The following is a 19,920-nucleotide window of genomic DNA, read 5'->3' as shown; positions in this document are numbered from 1 at the left end:
TTCCGCAGGATGGGGAGCCGCCGCGTGGCGGCTTTTTTGTGTTTTTCCGCCCGCCATGACAGCCCATGCGCAAGCCTGAACAATGGGATAGGTCTATGATCGCAAGCCTTGTCCTTGGCATCCTGCCTTTCGGCCTCGCTCTTGCGGCGGTCAGCGATCTCCTGACCATGAAGATCCCGAACGCAATCCCGCTGATGCTGGTGCTGCTGTTCTTCCCCGTTGCCGGCCTTGCCGGGCTCGGGCTTTCTGCCATCGGCTGGTCGTGCCTTGCCGCCATGGCTGTCTTTTGCGCCTGTTTTGCGCTTTTTGCGCTCAATGCCATGGGCGGCGGCGATGCCAAGCTGTTGACGGCAGTCGCGCTCTGGTACGGTTTTACCATATCGCTTTTCGAATACCTTGTGACCGTCGCCTTTGTCGGCGGCGCGCTGACGCTGGTCATCCTACTCATCCGTTCGCAGGCGCATCGTCTCCAGTCCCTCGGCCTTCGGCTGCCCGCCTCGCTGGTGACGGCGCGCAAGATCCCCTATGGCATCGCCATTGCCATCGGCGGTTTTCTCACCTTCGGCAGCACACCGATGGCAACCCTCGTGCGGGCCGTGCTGTGAGGGCGAAATGCCGGACATCCTAACGAAAGGTTAAGAGTGCCGGCCAATGGTTAGCGGTTATTAACCATTCCCCTAAGGGCTGCATTAACTATATTTCCACCAATGACGACCATCCTGCGGGGGTTAATTCTGCCCGTACAAGGTCATGTCATGAAACCCGCCCGTCTCGTCATCCTCATTGTCGCTATCGTTGCGGCCGGCCTTGCCGGTGTGCTCGCCATGCGGCTGGCGGGCGACAAGGGCGTTTCGCAGCAGGTGGCGGATGTCATCCGCCGGGAGCCGACGATCAATGTTCTGGTCTCGGCCGAAAACCTTGCGGTCGGCAGCAGGCTCACGGAAAATTCGATTCGCTGGATGGCCTGGCCCCAGGGCGGCATTGCGGAAGGCTTCATCACGGATGCGGCGCGCCCGCAGGCCATTCAGGAGCTGGTGGGGCTTGTGGTGCGCCTGCCGATGTTTGCCAGTGAACCCGTGCGCGCCGAAAAGGTTGCCGATTCCTCCAACCGCATCATGTCGTCGCTGCTGCCCTCGGGCAAACGGGCCGTTGCCACCGAAATATCCGTTGCCACCGGTGCCGGTGGCTTCGTGCTGCCGAACGACCGCGTCGACGTCATCATGGTCAGGCGCAATGACGAGGGCCGTTATCTGACGGAGACCGTGCTCAACAATATCCGCATCCTCGCCATCGACCAGAATGTCGAGGAAAAGGATGATGGCACCCGCTCGGTGATCGGAACGACCGCAACGCTGGAACTGACGCCGGACCAGGCCCGCGTCATCACCGTTGCCCAGCAGATGGCCGAGCGGTTGACGCTGGCTCTGCGCTCTGTCGCCGATGCGCAGGAGACCGATACGAAAGTCGCCGATTACCTTCTCGCCGGAAGCGATGGCAAAGCCGAGGTGCAGGTGATCAAGTCCGGCACCATCGTCAGGGCCGGTGCAACGGCTTCGGTGCAGCGATGACGGGGGCAGGAAACATCGCCATGAAGCCTGAAACCAGACGCGTCCGTTGCCTTGCCGTTTCCGTGCTTGCAGCAAGCCTTGCTGTCACCGATCTTCCGGTCGCAGTCCTCTCCGGCGCTCCCGTATCGGCCGTTGCTGCCGAACAGAGCGTCATCCGCATCACCGAAGCGGGAAGAGGGGTGCGCAAGCGCCTCAATCTTGGGCTCAACAAGGCGCTGGTGGTGGACCTGCCGAGCGACGCGCATGATATTCTCGTCGCCGACCCCACCATGGCGGACGCCGTCACCCGCACGTCGCGGCGCATCTACCTGTTTGGCAAGTCTGTGGGACAGACGAATATTTTTATCTTCGGGCCGGGCGGTGAGGAGATCGTCAGTCTCGATCTGGAGATCGAGCGTGATATCACCGGTCTCCAGCAGAACCTGCGTCGTTTCCTGCCGGAATCCGATATCAAGGTCGAAATCATCTCCGATAACATCGTGCTGACAGGCACGGTGCGCACACCGCAGGATGCGGCGCAGGCAGAAAAGCTCGCCCGCGCCTTCTTGCAGGGCGGCGAGGCGACGACACGCAACCAGACGGCCAGCAGTTCGGCCGAAAACGGTGATGTGGCGATCTTTGCCGAGGACCGCCAGGTGTCGCAGATCGTCAACCTTCTCACCATCGAGGGCGAGGACCAGGTGACGCTGAAGGTCACGGTCGCCGAAGTCAGCCGTCAGGTGCTGAAACAGCTCGGCTTTAATGGCTCGGTCTCCACCAGCGGGCGCGCCAGCGGCGGCATTTCCTTTGCCAATCCGGCCAATCTTGGCAATGCTATCGATGCCGGCGGCATCGGCGGCGTGGTGGGATCGATCGGCACCACCAGCATCGCAAGTTATGTCAATGCCATGGAACAGGCCGGCGTCATGCGCACGCTGGCCGAACCCAGCCTTACGGCGATTTCCGGCGAACAGGCCAAATTTTATGTCGGCGGCCAGTATCGCCTCGCGGGCCAGCAGGAGGTCGATGTAGACGATGACAGCAAGGCGACCGTCAGCCGCACGGTGGAAACCGTCGATTACGGCGTCGAGCTGAATTTCCGCCCGGTCGTGCTGTCTGCCGGCCGCATCAGCCTTAAGATCGAGACCAATGTCTCGGAGCCGACCTACGAGGGCTCCATCGCCACGGGCAACGGCACGTCGAACGCCATTCCCGGCTCGACATATCTTTCGTTGCGCAAGCGTGAGGCGTCCACCAGCGTCGAACTTCCGTCCGGCGGCTCGATCGTCATTGCCGGCCTCGTGCAGGACAATGTGCGGCAAGCCATGTCCGGGCTTCCCGGCATTTCCAAGGTGCCGGTGTTCGGTACGCTGTTTCGCAGCAAGGATTTCATCCGCAACGAAACCGAACTGGTCATCATCGCCACGCCCTATCTGGTGCGGCCGGTGGCGCGCAACCAGCTGGCTCGGCCCGACGACAATTTTAACCCGGAGGCGGACGGCGCGATGTTTTTCCTCAACCGGGTCAACAAGCTCTACGGGCGCAAGGATCAGGCCGTCGCCGGTCGTTATCACGGCGCCGTCGGCTTCATCTACAAATGAGAGGCGCAAGCACATGAACCGCATCGCATTTCGCGCCGCCTGCCTTGCAACGCTTGCCCTGCCAGTTGCCCTCACAGCGGGCTGCGCCAACAAGGAGATGACCACCGGCTCCATCCCGATGGATTACCGCGAGCGTCACCCGATCGTATTGACCGAGGCGCAGAACGCGCTCGACATTCCCGTCGGGCCAAACGATACGCGACTCACCATCGGCATGAAGGATACGATCAAGGGTTTTGCCCAGACCTTTGCCGCCTCCTCGGCCGGCCAGATGCAGATCCAGATGCCGCATGGTTCGCCTAACGCGGCCGCAGCAGCCCGTCTCGGACAGGATATCCGCGCCACGCTTGCCGCCTCCGGCATTCGCAGCCAGCGGATCGTGCTGACCGGTTATGCCGCGCAGGCGGAGGGCGATGCAGCCCCGATCCGGCTTTCCTTCGTCGCCACCCGTGCGGTGACCGCCCCTTGCGGTGAATGGCCGGAGGATTTGTCCAACGATACGGCCGGCAATCGCAACTGGTATAATTTCGGCTGTGCCAGCCAGAACAATCTCGCCGCCCAGATCGCCAACCCGTCGGATCTTATTGCACCGCGCGGGGTAACCCCGATCGATGCGGCACGCCGCTCCACCGTCATCGGGCTTTACCGGTCCGGCGGCGATCCGTCTTCAGACTAATGCGGCATTGCAGGACACCAGAAAGATGAGCGCCATCGATTACGATATCCGCACAGCCGATCGCCCGCCGGGCGACGAGGAACCGCTGCGGCCGGGTGACATGGATGCGCTGAGACCGCTGCCGCGCATTTCCGTGCATGCATTCTGCGACAGCGAGGCCCTTCACACGGTTATAGAGCGGCTGGGGCAGGACCGGCGCATGGCCAAGGTCAACCTGCGCGTCACGAGCGGCAGCACGTCGGCGGCCGCCAACATGTTTGCCGCAGCCCCGACGCCCAATCTGATCATTCTCGAAACCGATGCGGCGCCGGATACTCTGCTTGGCGAACTGGCACCGCTTGCCGCCGTCTGCGATCCGACGACGCGCGTTATCCTCATCGGCCGCCACAACGATATCACCCTCTACCGCGAACTGATCCGCAACGGCATTTCCGAATATCTGGTCGGTCCGGTCCGGATGGCCGACCTCATGTCGGCCATCGCCACCATCTTCATCGATCCCGATGCCGAACCGCTCGGCCGCTCCATCGCCTTTATCGGGGCAAAGGGCGGCGTCGGCTCCTCCACCATCGCGCACAATTGTGCCTTCGGCATTTCCTCGTTGTTTTCGACCGAAACGATCCTTGCCGATCTTGATCTCGCCTATGGCACCGCCAATATCGATTTCGATCAGGACCCCGCCCAGGGCATTGCCGAGGCGGTCTATGCGCCCGAGCGGCTGGACGAGGTGTTTCTCGACCGGTTGCTGACCAAATGTTCGCAGCATCTGTCGCTTCTGGCCGCCCCCTCGCTGCTTGACCGCGCCTATGATTTCGAGGCCCGCGCCTTCCAGCCGGTCATCGACGTGCTTCAGCGCAGCGCGCCGGTTGCCGTCCTCGATGTGCCGCACGCCTGGTCCGACTGGACGCGCACGGTGCTGTCGGATGTGGATGAGGTGGTGATCACAGCGGTGCCGGATCTTCCCAACCTGCGCAATGCCAAGAACCTCATCGATGCCCTGAAGAAGCTGCGCCCCAACGACCGGGCGCCGCATCTGGTTCTGAACCAGGTGGGCATGCCGCGGCGCCCGGAAATTCCCGTTGCGGATTTCTTCGAGCCGCTGGAAATCGAGCCGACCGCGATCATTCCCTTCGAGGCGCAGCTGTTCGGCAATGCCTCCAACAGCGGCCGGATGATCTGCGAGATCGATGCGCGATGCCCGACGGCGGAAACCTTTTCGCAGCTGGCGCATATCCTGACCGGCCGCGTCTCGATCAAGAAACAGAAGAAGGGCGGGCTCAGCCGGATGCTCGGCCTCCTGTCGCGCGCATGATCATGTCTGCCTGAAGAGACTGGAAACACAAACGATGTTTGGAAAACGCGGCAACGATCAGTCTGCAAGGCTCGAAACGGCGGTATTGCCGTCGTCCGTGTCCACGCCGGCCCTGTCTGCGGAACCGCGTTCGGCACCGGATGTGCTGATGGATACCGGCCCGCGGGCCGGCCAGCCGCGCCAGCAGGCGCCGGTGCCAACGCCACCGGCCGTCGGTGGTGCCCGCCGCCGCCCGGCCCGCACGCAAAGCTATTACGACACCAAGGGCCAGATATTTTCCGCCCTGATCGACACGATCGACCTTTCCCAGCTTTCCCGTCTCGACAACGAAAGCGCGCGCGAGGAAATCCGCGATATCGTCAACGATATCATCACGATCAAGAACGTTGTCATGTCGATCTCCGAGCAGGAGGAACTGCTCGAGGATATCTGCAACGACGTGCTTGGTTACGGCCCGCTGGAGCCGCTTCTGGCGCGTGACGACATTGCCGACATCATGGTGAACGGCGCCGGCCAGACGTTTATTGAAGTCGCCGGCAAGACGATCGAATCGGAAGTCCGATTCCGCGACAATGCCCAGCTTCTCTCCATCTGCCAGCGCATCGTCAGCCAGGTCGGGCGGCGCGTCGACGAATCGAGCCCGATCTGCGATGCGCGCCTGCCGGACGGGTCGCGCGTCAACGTCATTGCCCCGCCGCTGGCGCTTGATGGCCCGGCGCTCACCATCCGCAAGTTCAAGAAGGACAAGCTGACGCTCGAGCAGCTGGTGAAGTTCGGTGCGATCAGCCCGGAAGGGGCAATCCTCCTGCAGATCATTGGCCGCGTACGCTGCAATGTCGTCATTTCCGGCGGCACGGGCTCGGGCAAGACGACGCTTCTGAACTGCCTCACCCGTTATATCGATCTCGATGAGCGCGTCATCACCTGCGAGGATACGGCCGAGCTGCAATTGCAGCAGCCGCATGTCGTGCGCCTTGAAACCCGTCCGCCCAATATCGAGGGCGAGGGCGAGATCACCATGCGCGATCTCGTCAAGAACTGCCTGCGCATGCGCCCGGAACGCATCATCGTCGGCGAAGTGCGTGGGCCGGAAGTCTTTGACCTCCTGCAGGCGATGAACACCGGCCATGACGGCTCCATGGGCACAATCCACGCCAACACGCCGCGCGAGTGCCTGAGCCGCATGGAATCGATGATTGCCATGGGCGGTTTTTCGCTGCCGGCAAAAACGGTGCGGGAAATCATGTCCGGTTCCGTCGATGTGATCATTCAGGCAGCGCGCCTGCGCGATGGATCGCGCCGCATCACCCATGTGACCGAGGTGGTCGGCATGGAAGGCGACGTGATCATTACCCAGGACCTGATGCGCTACGAGATCGAGGGCGAGGATGCGGCCGGCCGTCTGATCGGCCGCCATGTCTCCACGGGCATCGTCAAGCCGCATTTCTGGGACCGGGCGCGTTATTACAACGAGGAACGGCGCCTGGCGGCTGCCCTCGACCAGGTGGAAAAACTGAGCAACTAGGATTGAAGCGATGTTCGGAGTGGATGTGACGGTCCTGGCACTTGCGGCTCTGGTTGCCATTGCCGTCGTGGCCTTCGGCTACGTGCTTCTATTTCCGGGTTTCGAGGCCGACCGGACGATTGCGAGCCGGGTGACACGGCTGGCCGCCACCGAGGCGGATCGGGGCCAAGTGAAAGCGGCCAGGGATCGCGTGCAGGAAATGTCCAAGCGGCGCAAATCCGTGCAGGACCAGCTGAAGGAACTGGAAAAGAAACAGCTGGAACAATCAAGGAAGGTTGGAGACCGCACCATCAAGGCAAAGCTGTCGCGCGCCGGCCTGTCGCTGTCGCCGCGTCGTTTCCATATGCTCAGTCTCGGGCTTGGCGTGCTGGTCGGGCTGCTTTTTCTCCTGTCCGGCCTGCCGCTGCTGGCGGCCATCGGCGCGGGTTTTGCAGCAGGCGCCGGCCTGCCGCGCTGGGTCCTCGCATCGCTGATCAGTCGGCGTCAGAACCGGTTTCTGGAAGAGTTTCCCAATGCGCTTGATGTGATCACGCGCTCCATCCGCTCCGGCCTGCCGCTGCATGACGCCATGCGGCTGATTGCAAGCGACGGGCAGGAGCCGGTCAAGGGCGAATTTCGCCGGGTGGTGGAAAGCCAGCAGGTGGGCCTCAGCGTGTCCGAAGCCTGCGCGCGCATGGTCCTCACCATGCCGCTGCCGGAGGTCAACTTCTTTTCCATCGTCATCGCCATCCAGGGGCAGGCGGGCGGCAACCTGTCGGAGGCGCTCGGCAACCTTGCCAAGGTGCTGCGCGAGCGGCGCAAGATGAAAGCCAAGGTGCAGGCGCTGTCGATGGAGGCAAAGGCCTCGGGCGCCATCATCGGGTCGCTTCCCTTCATTGTGGCCGTGCTCGTCTACCTGACCTCGCCGCGGTATCTGGATGTGCTGTTTTCCGATCCGCGCGGCCACATGATCCTGATCTTCTCCGCCGTCTGGATGTCGCTCGGCATTTTTGTCATGCGCACCATGATCAAATTCGACATTTGAGGGGGCAAGGGCCATGCCGACGCAGTTGATCAACGCGCTTGCCGATCCGGCCACGCTGGTGGCCATTCTGGTTGCCATTGCCGTGTTTGCCACGCTCTACACGGTCGTTTTGCCGTTTTTCGAAGGCGATGACCTGAAGAAGCGCATGAAGGCGGTGTCCACCGAACGCGAGCAGATGCGGGCGCGCGAACGGGCGCGCATGACGGCTGAACATTCCAAGGCAACGCTTCGTGCCCAGAACAACAAGTCGGTGCGCCAGATCGTCGAGCGTTTCAATCTGCGCAAGGCCCTGGTGGATGACAATACCGTCAACCGGCTGAAGGCGGCGGGGCTTCGCTCGCAAAACGCCCTCAATATCTTTCTTGTCTGCCGTTTCGTGTTGCCCTTTGTGTGTCTGGCGCTGGCACTGATCTGGATTTTCGGGCTTAACAATCTGGCCGGGCATCCAATCGGCATTCGGTTGCTGGCAGCTGTGGTGGCCGCCTATATCGGTTTTTACGCGCCCAATATCTACATCAGCAACCGCGTCGGCAAACGGCAGGCCTCCATCCGGCGGGCCTGGCCGGATGCGCTCGATCTGATGCTGATCTGCGTCGAGGCGGGGATTTCGCTGGAGGCGGCCATGCGCCGGGTGGCCGATGAGATCGCGTCGCAATCGCCGGCGCTTGCCGAGGAAATGGTGCTGACGACGGCGGAACTGTCCTTCCTGCCGGAGCGGCGGATGGCGCTGGACAATCTTGCCGCCCGCACGCAGCTCGATACGGTGAAAGCCGTGACCTCAGCACTTGTCCAGGCCGATCGTTATGGCACGCCGATCGCCCAGGCTCTGCGGGTTCTGGCGCAGGAAAGCCGCGACGAGCGCATGAATGAGGCGGAAAAGAAGGCTGCCGCCCTGCCGCCGAAACTGACCGTGCCAATGATCCTGTTTTTTCTGCCGGTGCTGATCGCCGTCATTCTGGGCCCGGCCGGCATCCAGATCGCCGACCGCTTCTAGAGCATTGCCGGCGAAAGCAGAGTCGCCTTCGATGCTGTATCTCTTTGTTTTACGGCATTTAAAACGCGAAAAACCGCATCGCAGTTTTGCTGAACTTCCCGAAGCCGCCGCCGGGATTTTTAGCGGATCGCCTGTTTCGGCTTGCCGTCCTTGTCAGCAAGTTTTGCCCAGGCGTTCTGCTGGGCCAGCATGTCGCGCAGATAGGTCACGTTGGCCTGTGCCTGCGCCAGTGAAAGCTCGCGGTTTGCAATCTGCTCGGCTTCGGCAAACCGCCCCTGCAGGCCGATGACGAGCGCGAGGTTCTGGCGCACGCGGCTGTCGGCCATCGGTTGCTGGCTTGCCGTGCGCAGATAGGTTTCGGCGGTGCGAAGGTCGCCCGACAGCACATAGGACATGCCAAGGTTTGACAGCACGCTCGGTTCGTTTGGCTGGTTCTCCAGCGCCATGCGATATTTGCGCCGTGCTTCCTCGGAACGGCCAAGCTGGTCGAGAACGGCACCTTCGGCCGAATAGAGCCGCCAGTCGGGCCGGTCCGGTGTCTGGGCACGGGTAATGGTGGCAAGCGCCTGTTCCAGCTGGCCTGCGCCGGCCTGCGCCTTGCCATAGGCGGCAAGCACCGCGCGGTCGGATGGGTATGCGATCACCACCTGCTGCATCACCGCCAGCGCCTGCGTGTTCTTGCCGTTCATGCGCAGGATATTGGCATAGGCGAGCCCGGTGGCGCGTTCCCTTGGGTTGCGCTCATAGGCCGCTCCCATGCTGCGTTCCGCCATGGCAAGTTCAGGCCCGGTCATCGTGTCGAGCGGCTTGGACAGGGAAGGGGCAGAGCCGGCAGAGGGGATCGAGCCCGTCGTCATCCGGTCGTGTCGTTCGGTGGCGCAGGAGGCAAGGGCAAACGACAGGAGCGCGCAGCAGGCGGCCAGACGCAGGCGCCGGTGCGGTTGGAGCAAAAAAGGGTGTGCCGTCATCGTGGTCTCTCGCAAGCTATCCTTGCCGGCCATTTTTCTGACGCGGGACATGCAGATCATGGGTGGCGCTCTCTTGTCTCAAGCAATAGTCTGTTAACCCTAACAACCCGTTAAGTGCCCGATTCTGAAAGCATTAAGCCATGGCCCCCGCACAGCGTGTTCCCTACCAGTTCATCGAAAGACCGTCCCCGTTTCGCCCGCATGATGCGGATGCGCTGACCGTTCACGCGCTGACGCCGGACGAGTTTCAGGCAGCTAACCTTCCGGCAGAGGTGAAGGCCTTTGCCACGGCGGCAGGTTTTGTGGCCGATGCCGGCAGCCTGCTTCTGCTGCCGGGACCGGCGGGAACACTTGCCGGCGCGCTGTTCGGCCTCGGCAAGGCGCCTGCCGACCAGCCCTTCCTCACTGGCAAGCTTGCCCGCCTGCTGCCCGCCGGCACCTGGACGATCAAAACCTCAAGTCTTGCCCCTGAACGCCTGGCACTTGGCTTCGGCCTTGGCGGTTACAGCTTTGACACCTATCGCACGGCAAAGCCCGTGGAAGCGTTTCTCGCCCTGCCGGAGGGGCTCAATGCAGACCGGATGGAGCGCGAGCTTGCCGCCGTCTTCCTGGCCCGCGATCTCGTCAACACGCCGACCAACGACTTCGGCCCGGAAACGCTGGAGCGGGTGTTTTTCGCACTCGCCAATCATTACGGCGCGGACGCCTCGTCCATCGCCGGCGAGGATCTGCTCACCCGGAATTTTCCGCTCATCCACACCGTCGGGCGCGCCAGTGCTGAGGCGCCGCGGCTTCTCGAGATGCGCTGGGGCCGCAAGGGCGCCCGCAAGGTGACGCTCGTCGGCAAGGGCGTCTGCTTCGATACGGGCGGTCTCGACATCAAGCCGTCGGCTTCGATGCTGCTGATGAAAAAGGATATGGGCGGCGCGGCCAATGTTCTCGGCCTCGCGCTGATGATCATGGATGCCGGCCTCGATATCGATCTGCGCGTGCTGGTGCCGGCGGTCGAAAACTCGATTTCCGCCAATGCTTTCCGTCCAGGCGATATCTATCGCAGCCGCAAGGGCCTGACCGTCCAGATCGACAATACCGATGCCGAGGGTCGCCTCATCCTTGCCGATGCGCTGGCCTATGCCGATGAGGAAGCACCGGACCTGATGGTGGACATGGCAACGTTGACCGGGGCTGCCCGCGTCGCGCTCGGCCCGGAACTGCCGCCCTTCTTCACCGATGACGAGGCGCTTGCGGCAAGCCTTTCCTCCGCAAGCCTTGCCGAGGATGACCCGATCTGGCGCCTGCCGCTCTACAAGGGCTATGAAAAGGATGTGCGCGCCAAGGTGGCGGATCTCACCAATGCGCCGGCCGGCGGCATGGCGGGTGCCATCACCGCGGCGCTCTTCTTAAAGCGCTTCGTGGAAAACACGCAGAGCTGGGTGCATTTCGACATCTTTGCCTGGGTGCCCGGCGAAAAGCCGCATGCGCCTGTTGGCGGCGAGGCGCAGGCGATCCGCGCGCTCTACCGCCATATTGCATCGCTGTGCTGAAGGTTTGAGCGTGTCGGAGGGCTTGCGGCTGACCAGCGTTCGGTTGAGGATAGGCCAAAAGCCCATTCCGGGGAGTTTGAATGCCAGCTGACCTCTCCGCCACCGAAGCGCTCGGCCTTTTCCACCGCGTGACGCTGGAGCAGGTGCGCCAGAAAGGGCCTGACCTCAGCCTGCGCCAGCTGGCCATCCTCCTGCACATCTATCTCGTGCCGCCGCCTCATACGGTGCGCGGGCTTGCGGCTGTGCTGGGCGTCACCAAGCCGGTGATCACCCGCGCGCTGGATACGATGGGCACCCTGCAACTGGTGGACCGGGCGCGCGACGAGCGCGACCGGCGCAATGTCATCATCAAGCGCACGGTTGCCGGCGCGCTTTATCTCGAAAGACTGGGCGACCTCGTGCGCAACGAGGCCCGCCGACCGACGCCCTGAGGAGGGGCCGCCATGACCGATACCGCAACCCCGGCGCTCGACCGCCGCCTCAATGCCTTCCGGCCCGACCTTGCCGACGAGACCCTGCGCGGCACGGTGGATGCCACCGCCTTCGTGCGCGGCGAAACGGCCTCCATCGCCGTGCCGGTTGCCGATCTTCGGCCTGCCCCGGATTTTTCGCGCGGCATTGATACGCAATTGCTGTTCGGCGAGCCGGTCAAAGTCTTCGAGGCGCGGGAGGGTTTTGCCTGGGTGCAGGCGCTGGAGGATGGTTATGTCGGTTATCTGCCAGAGGCGCAGCTGACCTCAGCAACCGTGCCGACGCACCGCATCGCCGTGCCGCGCACTTTCGTTTATCCGGAAGCGGAACTGCGTAAGGTGCCGCTTCATGCGCTGTCCATGGGAAGCCGCATCGCGGCGACGGGCGAGGCGGAAACGCGCGGTACGCGCTATTTCCTTCTCTCGACCGGCGGTGCTGTCATTGCCCGCCACTGCATTCCCGAAGATGCTGTTCTCTCGCAAGATTACGTCACGATTGCCCAGAGCTTTCTGGAGACGCCCTATCTCTGGGGCGGCCGGTCCGGCTTCGGCATCGATTGTTCGGGCCTTGTACAACTTGCCATGATGATGGCGGGCCGGAAAATCCTGCGCGATAGCGACATGCAGGCGGGGTTCGGCACGCCGATTGCCCGCGAGGAGCTTGTGCGTGGCGATCTCGTTTTCTGGAAGGGCCATGTCGGCATCATGGAAGATGAAAAGACCATGCTGCATGCCAACGGCCACACGATGACGGTTGCGCGTGAAAATCTGGATGCCGCCATCGAGCGGATCGGTTGGCTCTACCAGCAGCCGACCGGTTTTCGCCGACCGCGTGCCTGAAGCCTGCGGGTCTGAGGACTGAGCGATCACGTAAATGTATTATCCGCCGATGGCGATCACGCCTCGGGCGAACTACATGAAGGGGCATGACGAGGATCGGAGCAGGGACATGGCTGGAAAATCACACGTGAGGCTCTCGGGTGTCTTTGTCGCGCATGGGCTCATGTCGGTCGGGCTCATGTCCTTCGGGCTTGTGGCGTTTGGCCTGATGCCGGCCGTGTCCGCGCAGGCATCCGATGCAAGGCCGCAACCAAACTGGACCAATCCCGCCCCCGCCTTCAAGGACCTGCCGGGCGTCGTGCCGGAAGAGGCACGCGTGCGCAAGGAGGCTGCCGACAGCCCCGACTGCACCACCGGCGTCGAATTCCGCCGCTGGCGCAGCGACAGCATCCTTGGGTCAGACAGCCTGCCGGTTCAGGTTTACCGCTGCGAGCAGGGTGGCTTTACCTATTCCGGAACCCAGATGCCCAACCGCCCCTGGGTGCCCGGCCTCAACCCTTACGACCTGCCGCGCGATTGAACGGGCAGGCAAAACGGCCTGTCACGCCTGCGGATGCGCAAACGGTCCCCACACCGAAAGCACGCCGACAAAGCTTAACACGATGGACAGCACAAGCAGGATGACGAGGGCGATGAAGACGGGTTTCGGCACGGGTGGTCTCCTGAGCAACGATTGAACGACAATTGATCAACATGGCGGGCTGCCTGCCGCGCGCGCGTTATGGTCTTTCCGGCAAGCAGTGCCGAAAGGCGGGCGCCGCACGGCGATCTCTTTTTGAAGCCCGAATGCCGCCTCCCTTACACCAGTTCGGCCGAAAGGTCTGCCTTCAAACGCCGGGTCGGGGCGAGTTGCTGCTCGAAACGCCGGGCACAAAAAAAGCCCGGCGAACCGAGCTTTTTTATGTGTTTCCGGACTGTGCAACACAGTCTGAAACTGGAATTTGGTGCCCAGAAGAGGACTCGAACCTCCACACCCTTTCGAGTACCAGCACCTGAAGCTGGCGCGTCTACCAATTCCGCCATCTGGGCGACGAGGAGCGATGTACTGGTCCGGGGGGTGCCTGTCAACGGCCTTTTTGAAGTTTCTGTGTCAGCTGCGATTTTTCTCGAGGCCTTGTGTATTAGCAGAAGCGCGCAAGCCTTGGGATTAAACGCTTCCGCTGCTATCTCCCTTGTTTTCCTTGGAAGAACGGTCAAGGTGCCCAAGATCGCGATCGGGCGCGATGACGTCGCGCACCCGCTGCTTGAGGTCCTTTGGGCCTGGAAAACCGCCATCGCGCACCCGCTCCCAGAGGAGTGCGTCGTTGATGCGGATTTCGAAAATGCCACCGGTTCCGGGGATCAGCGCCACCTCGCCAAGGCTGTCACCAAACGTGTGCAGCAGTTCCTGCGCCATCCAGGCGGAGCGCAGCAGCCAGTTGCACTGGGTGCAGTAGTGAATGGTAATCCGGGCTTTTTCGCTCATCGTCTCACTCCTTTTTAAGATCCGTCGCCGCACGCACCATGGTGGCGAGGTCCGCCTCACCATGGCCTGCGCGTTGCGCCTCCTCGAAACTTTCCAGTGCTGCCCGAATGGCCGGCAGGGAAACATTCAGCTGCTCGGCAAGACCTGCGACAACGCGGGCATCCTTCACCACGCCAGACAGCGAAAAGCCGACCGCATCGCTGTCCCCGCGGATCACCGGCAGGCGGGATTTGAGCGCCGGGCTTGCGGTCGGACTGCTTTCCAGAAAGCGCAGCATGGTCTCGCGACTGAGGCCCGCAGCCTGGCCGAGCAGCAGCGCCTCCTTCAGCGTCTGCCAGAGGCCGAGCAGCATCATGTTGTTGACGAGTTTTGCCGCAGCACCCTGGCCGAGCGGCCCGATATGATGGATCCGGTCCGACAATGCCTCGGCCACCGGTTGAAACCGACGAAAATCCTCGTCCGTCCCCCCGATATAAAGCCCGATGTGGCCTTGAAGGACCTGCTCCGGCCCGCCGGAGATCGGTGCATCGATGGCGCGCGCGCCGGCTGCCTCAAGGGCGCCCGCATGGCGGCTCAGTGTCTGGGGGCTGACGGTGCTCGTCTCGACGATCAGCCGCCCGGCAAGTTCTCCGGTGTCGACAAGTGCGCAGAGGATGGAGGACACGGCAGCATCATCCATCAGGGAGAGGATCATGATGGTTGAGGAGGCCGCAAGTTGCCGCAGATCCTCTGCGCGGGCAATGCCGAGCGCCTTTGCCCGGGCCGGATCGATGCCACTCCGGCTCCAGCCGGTCACGGAAAAGCCCTCGGCCGCCAGCCGCCCGGCCAGGGCGCTGCCCATGCGGCCGAGCCCGATAATGCCGATCGTTTCATGCGTCATACCTGCCCCTTTGCTCTCTTACCTCAGCTGCCCCGCGCCAGACGACGGGCTCATCTGCTGTGCGCCGCACGGCTGGATGCATCAAGACATAACGCCAACGCGCAAAGTTCGCGATAGCGGATTTTTTCTGGAATTCGAGGCTCCAGACACGGCGGATATTGATGCCGCCGTTCGCTGCCTGACCAAAGCTGATCCAGCGCTTTAGTCAAAAAATGTCGGAACAACGCTGGGGTGCAGGGGTTAGCCAACCAGTGCAAATGAAACATGGAGGAAACTCATGACACGCAAGCTTATCGCCGCATTGGCTCTTTCGACCGTCCTGCCGTTTGCCGCAATGGCGCAGACCACGACGGCACCTGTGACACCCGCGCAGTCAGCCAACCAGAATAACGCCCGTGGTGGCGTGGCCACCACGGACCGCATGACCGAATCCACCACCGCTGGCCCGTTCGTCACGGTTCCAGGGCAGGGCGCCTGGCGCTTCAGTGATCTGGAAGGCAAGGCCGTCTATGGCGCCGAAGGCGAAAGCATCGGCGATATCAACGATGTGCTCGTCAGCCAGAACGGCAGCGTCAATGCCGTCATCATCGGCGTCGGCGGCTTCCTCGGCATCGGTGAAAAGGATGTCGCCGTGGATATGAGCGCATTGCAGCTCGGCCCCGGCATGTCACAGGACGAGGCAAATGCGGCCGCTGCCGAGTCGAACGCCGTCTCCAATGAAACCACGGCGGCTACCCAGCCCGGCGCCGCGACAACGCCCGGCGCCACGCCGCCAGCTGCGGGCACCGCACGCACCACGACGGATCCGGCCGGAACCGGCATGGGTGCTGCCAGCAACCAGACGGCAGCACCTGGCACTGCAACGTCGAATAACACCGACACCACGCAAACGGCCAACAACGACGCCGCCCAGATCGGCGACGATGGTTTGCCGCAGCGCATCGTGCTCAACGTGACACGCGAACAGCTGCAGGACGCACCCGCCTTCGAAGGCATGACGCCTGCCCGTTAACACGTGCCATCCGGGTCAGAGGGGACGCTGCCGTCCCTCGCACCTTTCAAGCCCCGCAGGTCAGCCTGCGGGGTTTTTGCCGTATGGGCGTCAAAACCCCTGGAACAGGAAATCGGTTGCTGCCGTGATGTCATCGGCCCGCGCAGAGAGATCGGCGACGAACGGGCCGAAAAGGGCAATGTTGATGGCGGCAATGCGTTGCGTTGCCATCGCGTAGCGGATCCCCTCGATCTCAAATCGGGGATTCATCCGACCGATCGACCAAGACATTAATTCCGTGGGGTATAGCGGCGCAACGACACGCGTGCGGAGCGTGTCAAGAACATCGGCCTGGAGGTCGAGAAGCAGTATTGCCTCTTCTGTTGAGCGGTAGACTGAAAACCGCGCCACACTACCAAAGCCGATATTTGGCAAGCGGCAAACCGTGTTTCTCGATGTAGTCGTTTTCCGCCTTGATCGCGTCGGCGTTCTCGATCTTCCACAGGCGCTCTTTTTCCGCCTTCACGGCGCGCGCGATGCCGTCGGCTGCGGCCTGCGACACGTCAAGCTTCAGGTCGCGCGCTTCCAGAAGAAGCCGCTCGTCCACCTCGATACCATTGGGGATGCCATTCGGCTTTCGCGATGTCTGTGCCACGGCTGCTCCAGCCTCCCTGTGAGAGGCTGGATTATGCGGCAGATATTTTGGCTTGAGAAGCCTATTCGTCGCTCATCTTCAGCGCGGCAATAAACGCTTCCTGCGGAATTTCCACCTTGCCGAACTGGCGCATGCGCTTCTTGCCGGCCTTCTGCTTGTCGAGCAGCTTGCGCTTGCGGCTGGCATCGCCGCCGTAGCACTTGGCCGTCACGTCCTTGCGCATGGCCGAGATGGTTTCGCGCGCGATCACATTGCCGCCGATGGCAGCCTGGATCGGGATCTTGAACATGTGGCGCGGGATGAGGTCCTTCAGCTTTTCGCACATGTCGCGGCCGCGCTTTTCGGCAGCCGTGCGGTGGACCAGCATGGAGAGCGCGTCGACGGGCTCGCCATTCACCATGATCGACATCTTGACGAGGTTGCCCTCGCGATAAGCGTCGAGATGGTAGTCGAAGGAGGCATAGCCCTTGGAGATCGACTTCAGGCGGTCGTAGAAATCGAACACCACTTCGTTGAGCGGCAGCTGATAGGTCAGCATGGCGCGCTTGCCCACATACGTGAGTTCGGTCTGGATACCGCGGCGATCCTGGCAAAGCTTCAAAATGCCGCCGAGATAATCGTCCGGCGTCAGGATAGTGGCCTTGATCCAAGGTTCATGGATTTCCGAGATACGCACCACGTCCGGCATATCGGCGGGGTTGTGCAGCTCGCGCTCGCTGCCGTCAGTCATGAACAGCTTGTAGACGACCGAAGGGGCGGTTGCGATAAGATCGAGATCGAATTCGCGCTCGAGACGCTCCTGGATGATTTCCAGATGCAGGAGGCCAAGGAAGCCGCAGCGGAAACCGAAGCCGAGTGCGGCAGACGATTCCATTTCAAACGAGAAAGAGGCGTCGTTCAGGCGCAGCTTGCCCATGGCCGAGCGCAGGTCTTCGAAATCGGCAGCATCAACCGGGAAGAGGCCGCAGAACACCACCGGCTGCGCCGGCTTGAAGCCCGGCAGCATGTTGGCGGTCGGGCGTTTGTCTTCGGTGATGGTGTCGCCGACGCGGGTATCGGCCACTTCCTTGATCGAACCGGTGAAGAAACCGATTTCGCCCGGCCCGAGGCTGTCAACGGCCAGCATTTTCGGCGTCAGAACGCCGACGCGTTCCACGTTATATTTGGCGTCGGTGCCCATCATGCGGATCACCTGGCCCTTGGTCAGCACGCCATCGAGCACGCGCACCAGAACCATGACGCCAAGATAGGTATCGTACCAGCTGTCGACCAGCAGCGCCTTCAGGGGGCCCTTTTCGCCGACTTCGCTCTTCGGCGCCGGCAGCTTGTGGACGATGGCTTCGAGAACATCGGGAATGCCAAGGCCGGTCTTTGCCGAGATGAGAACGGCCTCAGACGCATCGATGCCGATGACTTCCTCGATCTGTTCCTTGATGCGCTCGGGTTCTGCGGCCGGCAGGTCCACCTTGTTCAGGACCGTGACGATCTCGTGATTGTTGTCGATCGCCTGATAGACGTTGGCCAGCGTCTGGGCTTCCACGCCCTGGGAGGCATCGACCACCAGAAGCGAACCTTCGCAGGCCGACAGCGACCGCGAGACTTCATAGGCAAAGTCGACATGGCCGGGCGTGTCGATGAGGTTCAGCACATAGGTCTCGCCATTGTTGGCCTTGTAGTGCAGACGCACCGTCTGGGCCTTGATGGTGATGCCGCGCTCGCGCTCGATATCCATCGAATCGAGAACCTGTTCCGACATGTCGCGCTCGGCAAGACCGCCGGTCGATTGGATCAGGCGGTCGGCCAGCGTGGATTTGCCATGGTCGATATGCGCGACGATGGAGAAATTGCGGATATGGCTTAAGGGCGTGCGATCGGTGCTCATGGTCGCGCATATAGCAGCGGCCCGTTTCATCGCCTAGCGGGAAAATAGGCCATGGCCCGCGAAAACACCGGCTGAGCGGCAGATTTTCGGGGTATCGAGGGGAAAATGCACCGGGCGCGTCAGCTGCCGCCGGTGCTCAGGGCCCGCTGACACCGGCATCCGGATCGGTCATCGTGGCGGCATTCGGCACCTGCGCGCTGCGCAGTTCGAAATTCTCGCGCTCAGTCGAGGGCACCGGATCGCGCTCGTTGAGGCGCCAGAGCACAAACACACCATAGGCTGCCGCCACCAGCATGGCCGCCAGAATGAAGGTCTTTTGGCCAAGCGCCGGCGTCAGCGCCGTGACGGCGAGCGGTACGACGGTTGCCGCTGCCGACCAGGCAACCAGCAGCGTGCTCGACAGCGGCACGTAATCCTCCGGGTCGGCGCGGTCGTTAGAATGGGCGTTGGCAATGGAATAGATCGTCTCGATGGCGCCGCCGAACACCAGAAACACGATCATCAGCACCAGCATCTGGGTAAAGGACGCAAAGAGGGCGGCAATCGCAGCGCAGACGATGAGGACGCAGGTGATCAGAAGCACACGGCGCCGGTCGATGAGGTCTGAGAGAATGCCAAGCGGATATTGCACGAAGAGAAGCCCGGTCTGCATCACGAACATCAAAAGCGCCACCTGCGTCTGCGACACATTGTTGACCGCCGCATAGATTGGAACAAAACCCTGCACCACCATGGAGAGGCCCCCGGAAGCGAGCACGCCGATGAGGCCTACCGGCGAAATGCGCCAGGCCATGCGAAGATCGACATTAACCCGTGCCGGCGCCGGCGGGTTGGGCAGGCGGGTCAGCCCGATCGGCAGGATGGCAAGGGCCGTAAACAGCACCGTCAGCAGCGGCGTCAGGTTGCCGATGGTGGAAATCTGGCCAAACAGCCAGGCCCCGCAGCCAAGCCCCAGCACATACGCCATATAGAAAAAGGACATCGCCCGCCCGCGCCAGGCATTGGAAGCGGCATGGTTCAGCCAGCTCTGGGCGATGATGAAATTGCAGTTGGCAGCGGCGCCGTAAAGCCCGCGCGCAAGAATCCACCAGCCTACCGACAGGCCCGACGCGATGATGACGGCAGCGATGATGACAAAGGCCATCGAGCAGGCAAAGAGCCGCGCGTGACCGACGCGGCGGATCAGCGGGCCGGTGACGACGCAGCCGACAAGTCCGCCGAAGGCAACGGCGGTGACGGCAGCCCCCGGCGCCCAGCTGGCTGCTTCCGAACGGGCCAGCATGAAGGGGCTATAGGCGAACATCAGCCCGCTTCCGACGGCCGCCGTCGTCATCGATAGGACAATGCTGGCAATCGACAGCGGGGATGTTGTGCCGGAGGCGGGCTTGTCGTGCATAAAAACTCCATGAGCAGGCGCGCGACGAGACCGCACGGCAGCGCGCGCAAATCCGGGAGCTTGGCCCTAGTCTAGCGAGAGGAGCGGGGTGCTGGCTATCGCGAAAACGTCGGCCATCCGCCCTTCACCGGCAAGAGTAAATATCCACTA

General features: G+C 62.4%; 20 protein-coding genes and 1 tRNA gene. 13 read left to right on the top strand and 8 right to left on the bottom strand.

Annotated features, from left to right (window positions below):
- Nucleotides 1–95: 95 nt before the first annotated feature.
- The 8 genes from AC4CWF_RS17525 (at nt 96) to AC4CWF_RS17490 (ending at nt 8,679) form a co-directional block, all read left to right on the top strand.
- Nucleotides 96–605, top strand: a complete 510-nt coding sequence (locus AC4CWF_RS17525) for an A24 family peptidase (RefSeq protein WP_491282908.1) — start codon at nt 96–98, stop codon at nt 603–605.
- A 150-nt stretch (nt 606–755) separates the two neighbouring features.
- Entirely contained in the window at nt 756–1,568 is an 813-nt protein-coding gene (gene cpaB, locus AC4CWF_RS17520) for a Flp pilus assembly protein CpaB (RefSeq protein ID WP_491282907.1), read from the top strand.
- A gap of 20 nt (nt 1,569–1,588) precedes the next feature.
- The gene (locus tag AC4CWF_RS17515) at nt 1,589–3,148 is read left to right on the top strand and encodes a type II and III secretion system protein family protein (RefSeq protein WP_491282906.1); all 1,560 of its coding nucleotides are present in this window, start codon (nt 1,589–1,591) and stop codon (nt 3,146–3,148) included.
- A gap of 13 nt (nt 3,149–3,161) precedes the next feature.
- Nucleotides 3,162–3,824, top strand: coding sequence for a CpaD family pilus assembly protein (locus tag AC4CWF_RS17510; protein ID WP_491282905.1), 663 nt, complete (start codon nt 3,162–3,164; stop codon nt 3,822–3,824).
- A 25-nt stretch (nt 3,825–3,849) separates the two neighbouring features.
- Complete coding sequence (locus tag AC4CWF_RS17505; RefSeq protein ID WP_491282904.1) at nt 3,850–5,136, top strand: CpaE/TadZ family protein; 1,287 nt, start codon at nt 3,850–3,852, stop codon at nt 5,134–5,136.
- A 34-nt stretch (nt 5,137–5,170) separates the two neighbouring features.
- Nucleotides 5,171–6,661, top strand: coding sequence for a TadA family conjugal transfer-associated ATPase (locus tag AC4CWF_RS17500; RefSeq protein WP_491282903.1), 1,491 nt, complete (start codon nt 5,171–5,173; stop codon nt 6,659–6,661).
- Between the two features lie 10 nt (nt 6,662–6,671).
- Nucleotides 6,672–7,685 (top strand): type II secretion system F family protein, encoded by a 1,014-nt coding sequence (locus AC4CWF_RS17495; RefSeq protein WP_491282902.1) that lies wholly within the window; start codon nt 6,672–6,674, stop codon nt 7,683–7,685.
- 13 nt (nt 7,686–7,698) lie between these two features.
- A complete protein-coding gene (locus AC4CWF_RS17490) occupies nt 7,699–8,679 on the top strand; it encodes a type II secretion system F family protein (protein ID WP_491282901.1) in 981 nt (326 codons plus the stop codon).
- 119 nt (nt 8,680–8,798) lie between these two features.
- Here AC4CWF_RS17490 and AC4CWF_RS17485 read toward each other — a convergent pair whose 3' ends face one another.
- Nucleotides 8,799–9,647, bottom strand: a complete 849-nt coding sequence (locus AC4CWF_RS17485; RefSeq protein WP_491282900.1) for a tetratricopeptide repeat protein — start codon at nt 9,645–9,647, stop codon at nt 8,799–8,801.
- 140 nt (nt 9,648–9,787) lie between these two features.
- Here AC4CWF_RS17485 and AC4CWF_RS17480 point away from each other — a divergent pair, with 140 nt between their 5' ends.
- The 4 genes from AC4CWF_RS17480 (at nt 9,788) to AC4CWF_RS17465 (ending at nt 13,021) form a co-directional block, all read left to right on the top strand.
- A complete protein-coding gene (locus AC4CWF_RS17480) occupies nt 9,788–11,191 on the top strand; it encodes a leucyl aminopeptidase family protein (RefSeq protein ID WP_491282899.1) in 1,404 nt (467 codons plus the stop codon).
- Between the two features lie 80 nt (nt 11,192–11,271).
- Complete coding sequence (locus tag AC4CWF_RS17475) at nt 11,272–11,622, top strand: MarR family transcriptional regulator (RefSeq protein ID WP_491282898.1); 351 nt, start codon at nt 11,272–11,274, stop codon at nt 11,620–11,622.
- 12 nt (nt 11,623–11,634) lie between these two features.
- On the top strand, nt 11,635–12,501 hold the full coding sequence (locus tag AC4CWF_RS17470) for a C40 family peptidase (RefSeq protein ID WP_491282897.1): 867 nt from the start codon (nt 11,635–11,637) through the stop codon (nt 12,499–12,501).
- Between the two features lie 109 nt (nt 12,502–12,610).
- The gene (locus AC4CWF_RS17465) at nt 12,611–13,021 is read left to right on the top strand and encodes a hypothetical protein (RefSeq protein WP_491282896.1); all 411 of its coding nucleotides are present in this window, start codon (nt 12,611–12,613) and stop codon (nt 13,019–13,021) included.
- Nucleotides 13,022–13,443: 422 nt separating this feature from the next.
- On the opposite strand, the gene AC4CWF_RS17460 is transcribed toward AC4CWF_RS17465, so the two are convergent.
- From AC4CWF_RS17460 to AC4CWF_RS17450, 3 genes are all read right to left on the bottom strand, one after another.
- A tRNA-Leu gene (locus tag AC4CWF_RS17460) sits at nt 13,444–13,530 on the bottom strand.
- Nucleotides 13,531–13,648: 118 nt separating this feature from the next.
- Nucleotides 13,649–13,966 (bottom strand): Rdx family protein, encoded by a 318-nt coding sequence (locus AC4CWF_RS17455; protein ID WP_491282895.1) that lies wholly within the window; start codon nt 13,964–13,966, stop codon nt 13,649–13,651.
- A gap of 4 nt (nt 13,967–13,970) precedes the next feature.
- The gene (locus tag AC4CWF_RS17450) at nt 13,971–14,846 is read right to left on the bottom strand and encodes an NAD(P)-dependent oxidoreductase (protein ID WP_491282894.1); all 876 of its coding nucleotides are present in this window, start codon (nt 14,844–14,846) and stop codon (nt 13,971–13,973) included.
- Nucleotides 14,847–15,123: 277 nt separating this feature from the next.
- On the opposite strand from AC4CWF_RS17450, the gene AC4CWF_RS17445 reads away from it, so the two are divergent.
- Nucleotides 15,124–15,858, top strand: a complete 735-nt coding sequence (locus tag AC4CWF_RS17445) for a PRC-barrel domain-containing protein (protein ID WP_491282893.1) — start codon at nt 15,124–15,126, stop codon at nt 15,856–15,858.
- A gap of 90 nt (nt 15,859–15,948) precedes the next feature.
- Here the strand turns inward: AC4CWF_RS17445 and AC4CWF_RS17440 are convergent, their stop codons facing one another.
- The 4 genes from AC4CWF_RS17440 to AC4CWF_RS17425 all read right to left on the bottom strand — a co-directional run bounded on the left by AC4CWF_RS17440 (nt 15,949) and on the right by AC4CWF_RS17425 (nt 19,770).
- The gene (locus tag AC4CWF_RS17440) at nt 15,949–16,272 is read right to left on the bottom strand and encodes a CcdB family protein (protein ID WP_491282892.1); all 324 of its coding nucleotides are present in this window, start codon (nt 16,270–16,272) and stop codon (nt 15,949–15,951) included.
- Nucleotides 16,250–16,492, bottom strand: coding sequence for a type II toxin-antitoxin system CcdA family antitoxin (locus tag AC4CWF_RS17435; RefSeq protein WP_491282891.1), 243 nt, complete (start codon nt 16,490–16,492; stop codon nt 16,250–16,252). Before AC4CWF_RS17435 ends, AC4CWF_RS17440 begins: the two co-directional genes overlap by 23 nt.
- A 61-nt stretch (nt 16,493–16,553) precedes the next feature.
- On the bottom strand, nt 16,554–18,404 hold the full coding sequence (lepA, locus tag AC4CWF_RS17430) for a translation elongation factor 4 (RefSeq protein WP_491282890.1): 1,851 nt from the start codon (nt 18,402–18,404) through the stop codon (nt 16,554–16,556).
- Nucleotides 18,405–18,510: 106 nt separating this feature from the next.
- Nucleotides 18,511–19,770, bottom strand: coding sequence for an MFS transporter (locus AC4CWF_RS17425; RefSeq protein WP_491282889.1), 1,260 nt, complete (start codon nt 19,768–19,770; stop codon nt 18,511–18,513).
- Between the last annotated feature and the right edge of the window lie 150 nt (nt 19,771–19,920).

This window comes from Neorhizobium sp. PAMB6630, from assembly GCF_058242775.1.
Note: the sequence above shows the minus strand (reverse complement) of the source record. Positions and strands in the feature narration are given on the sequence as shown.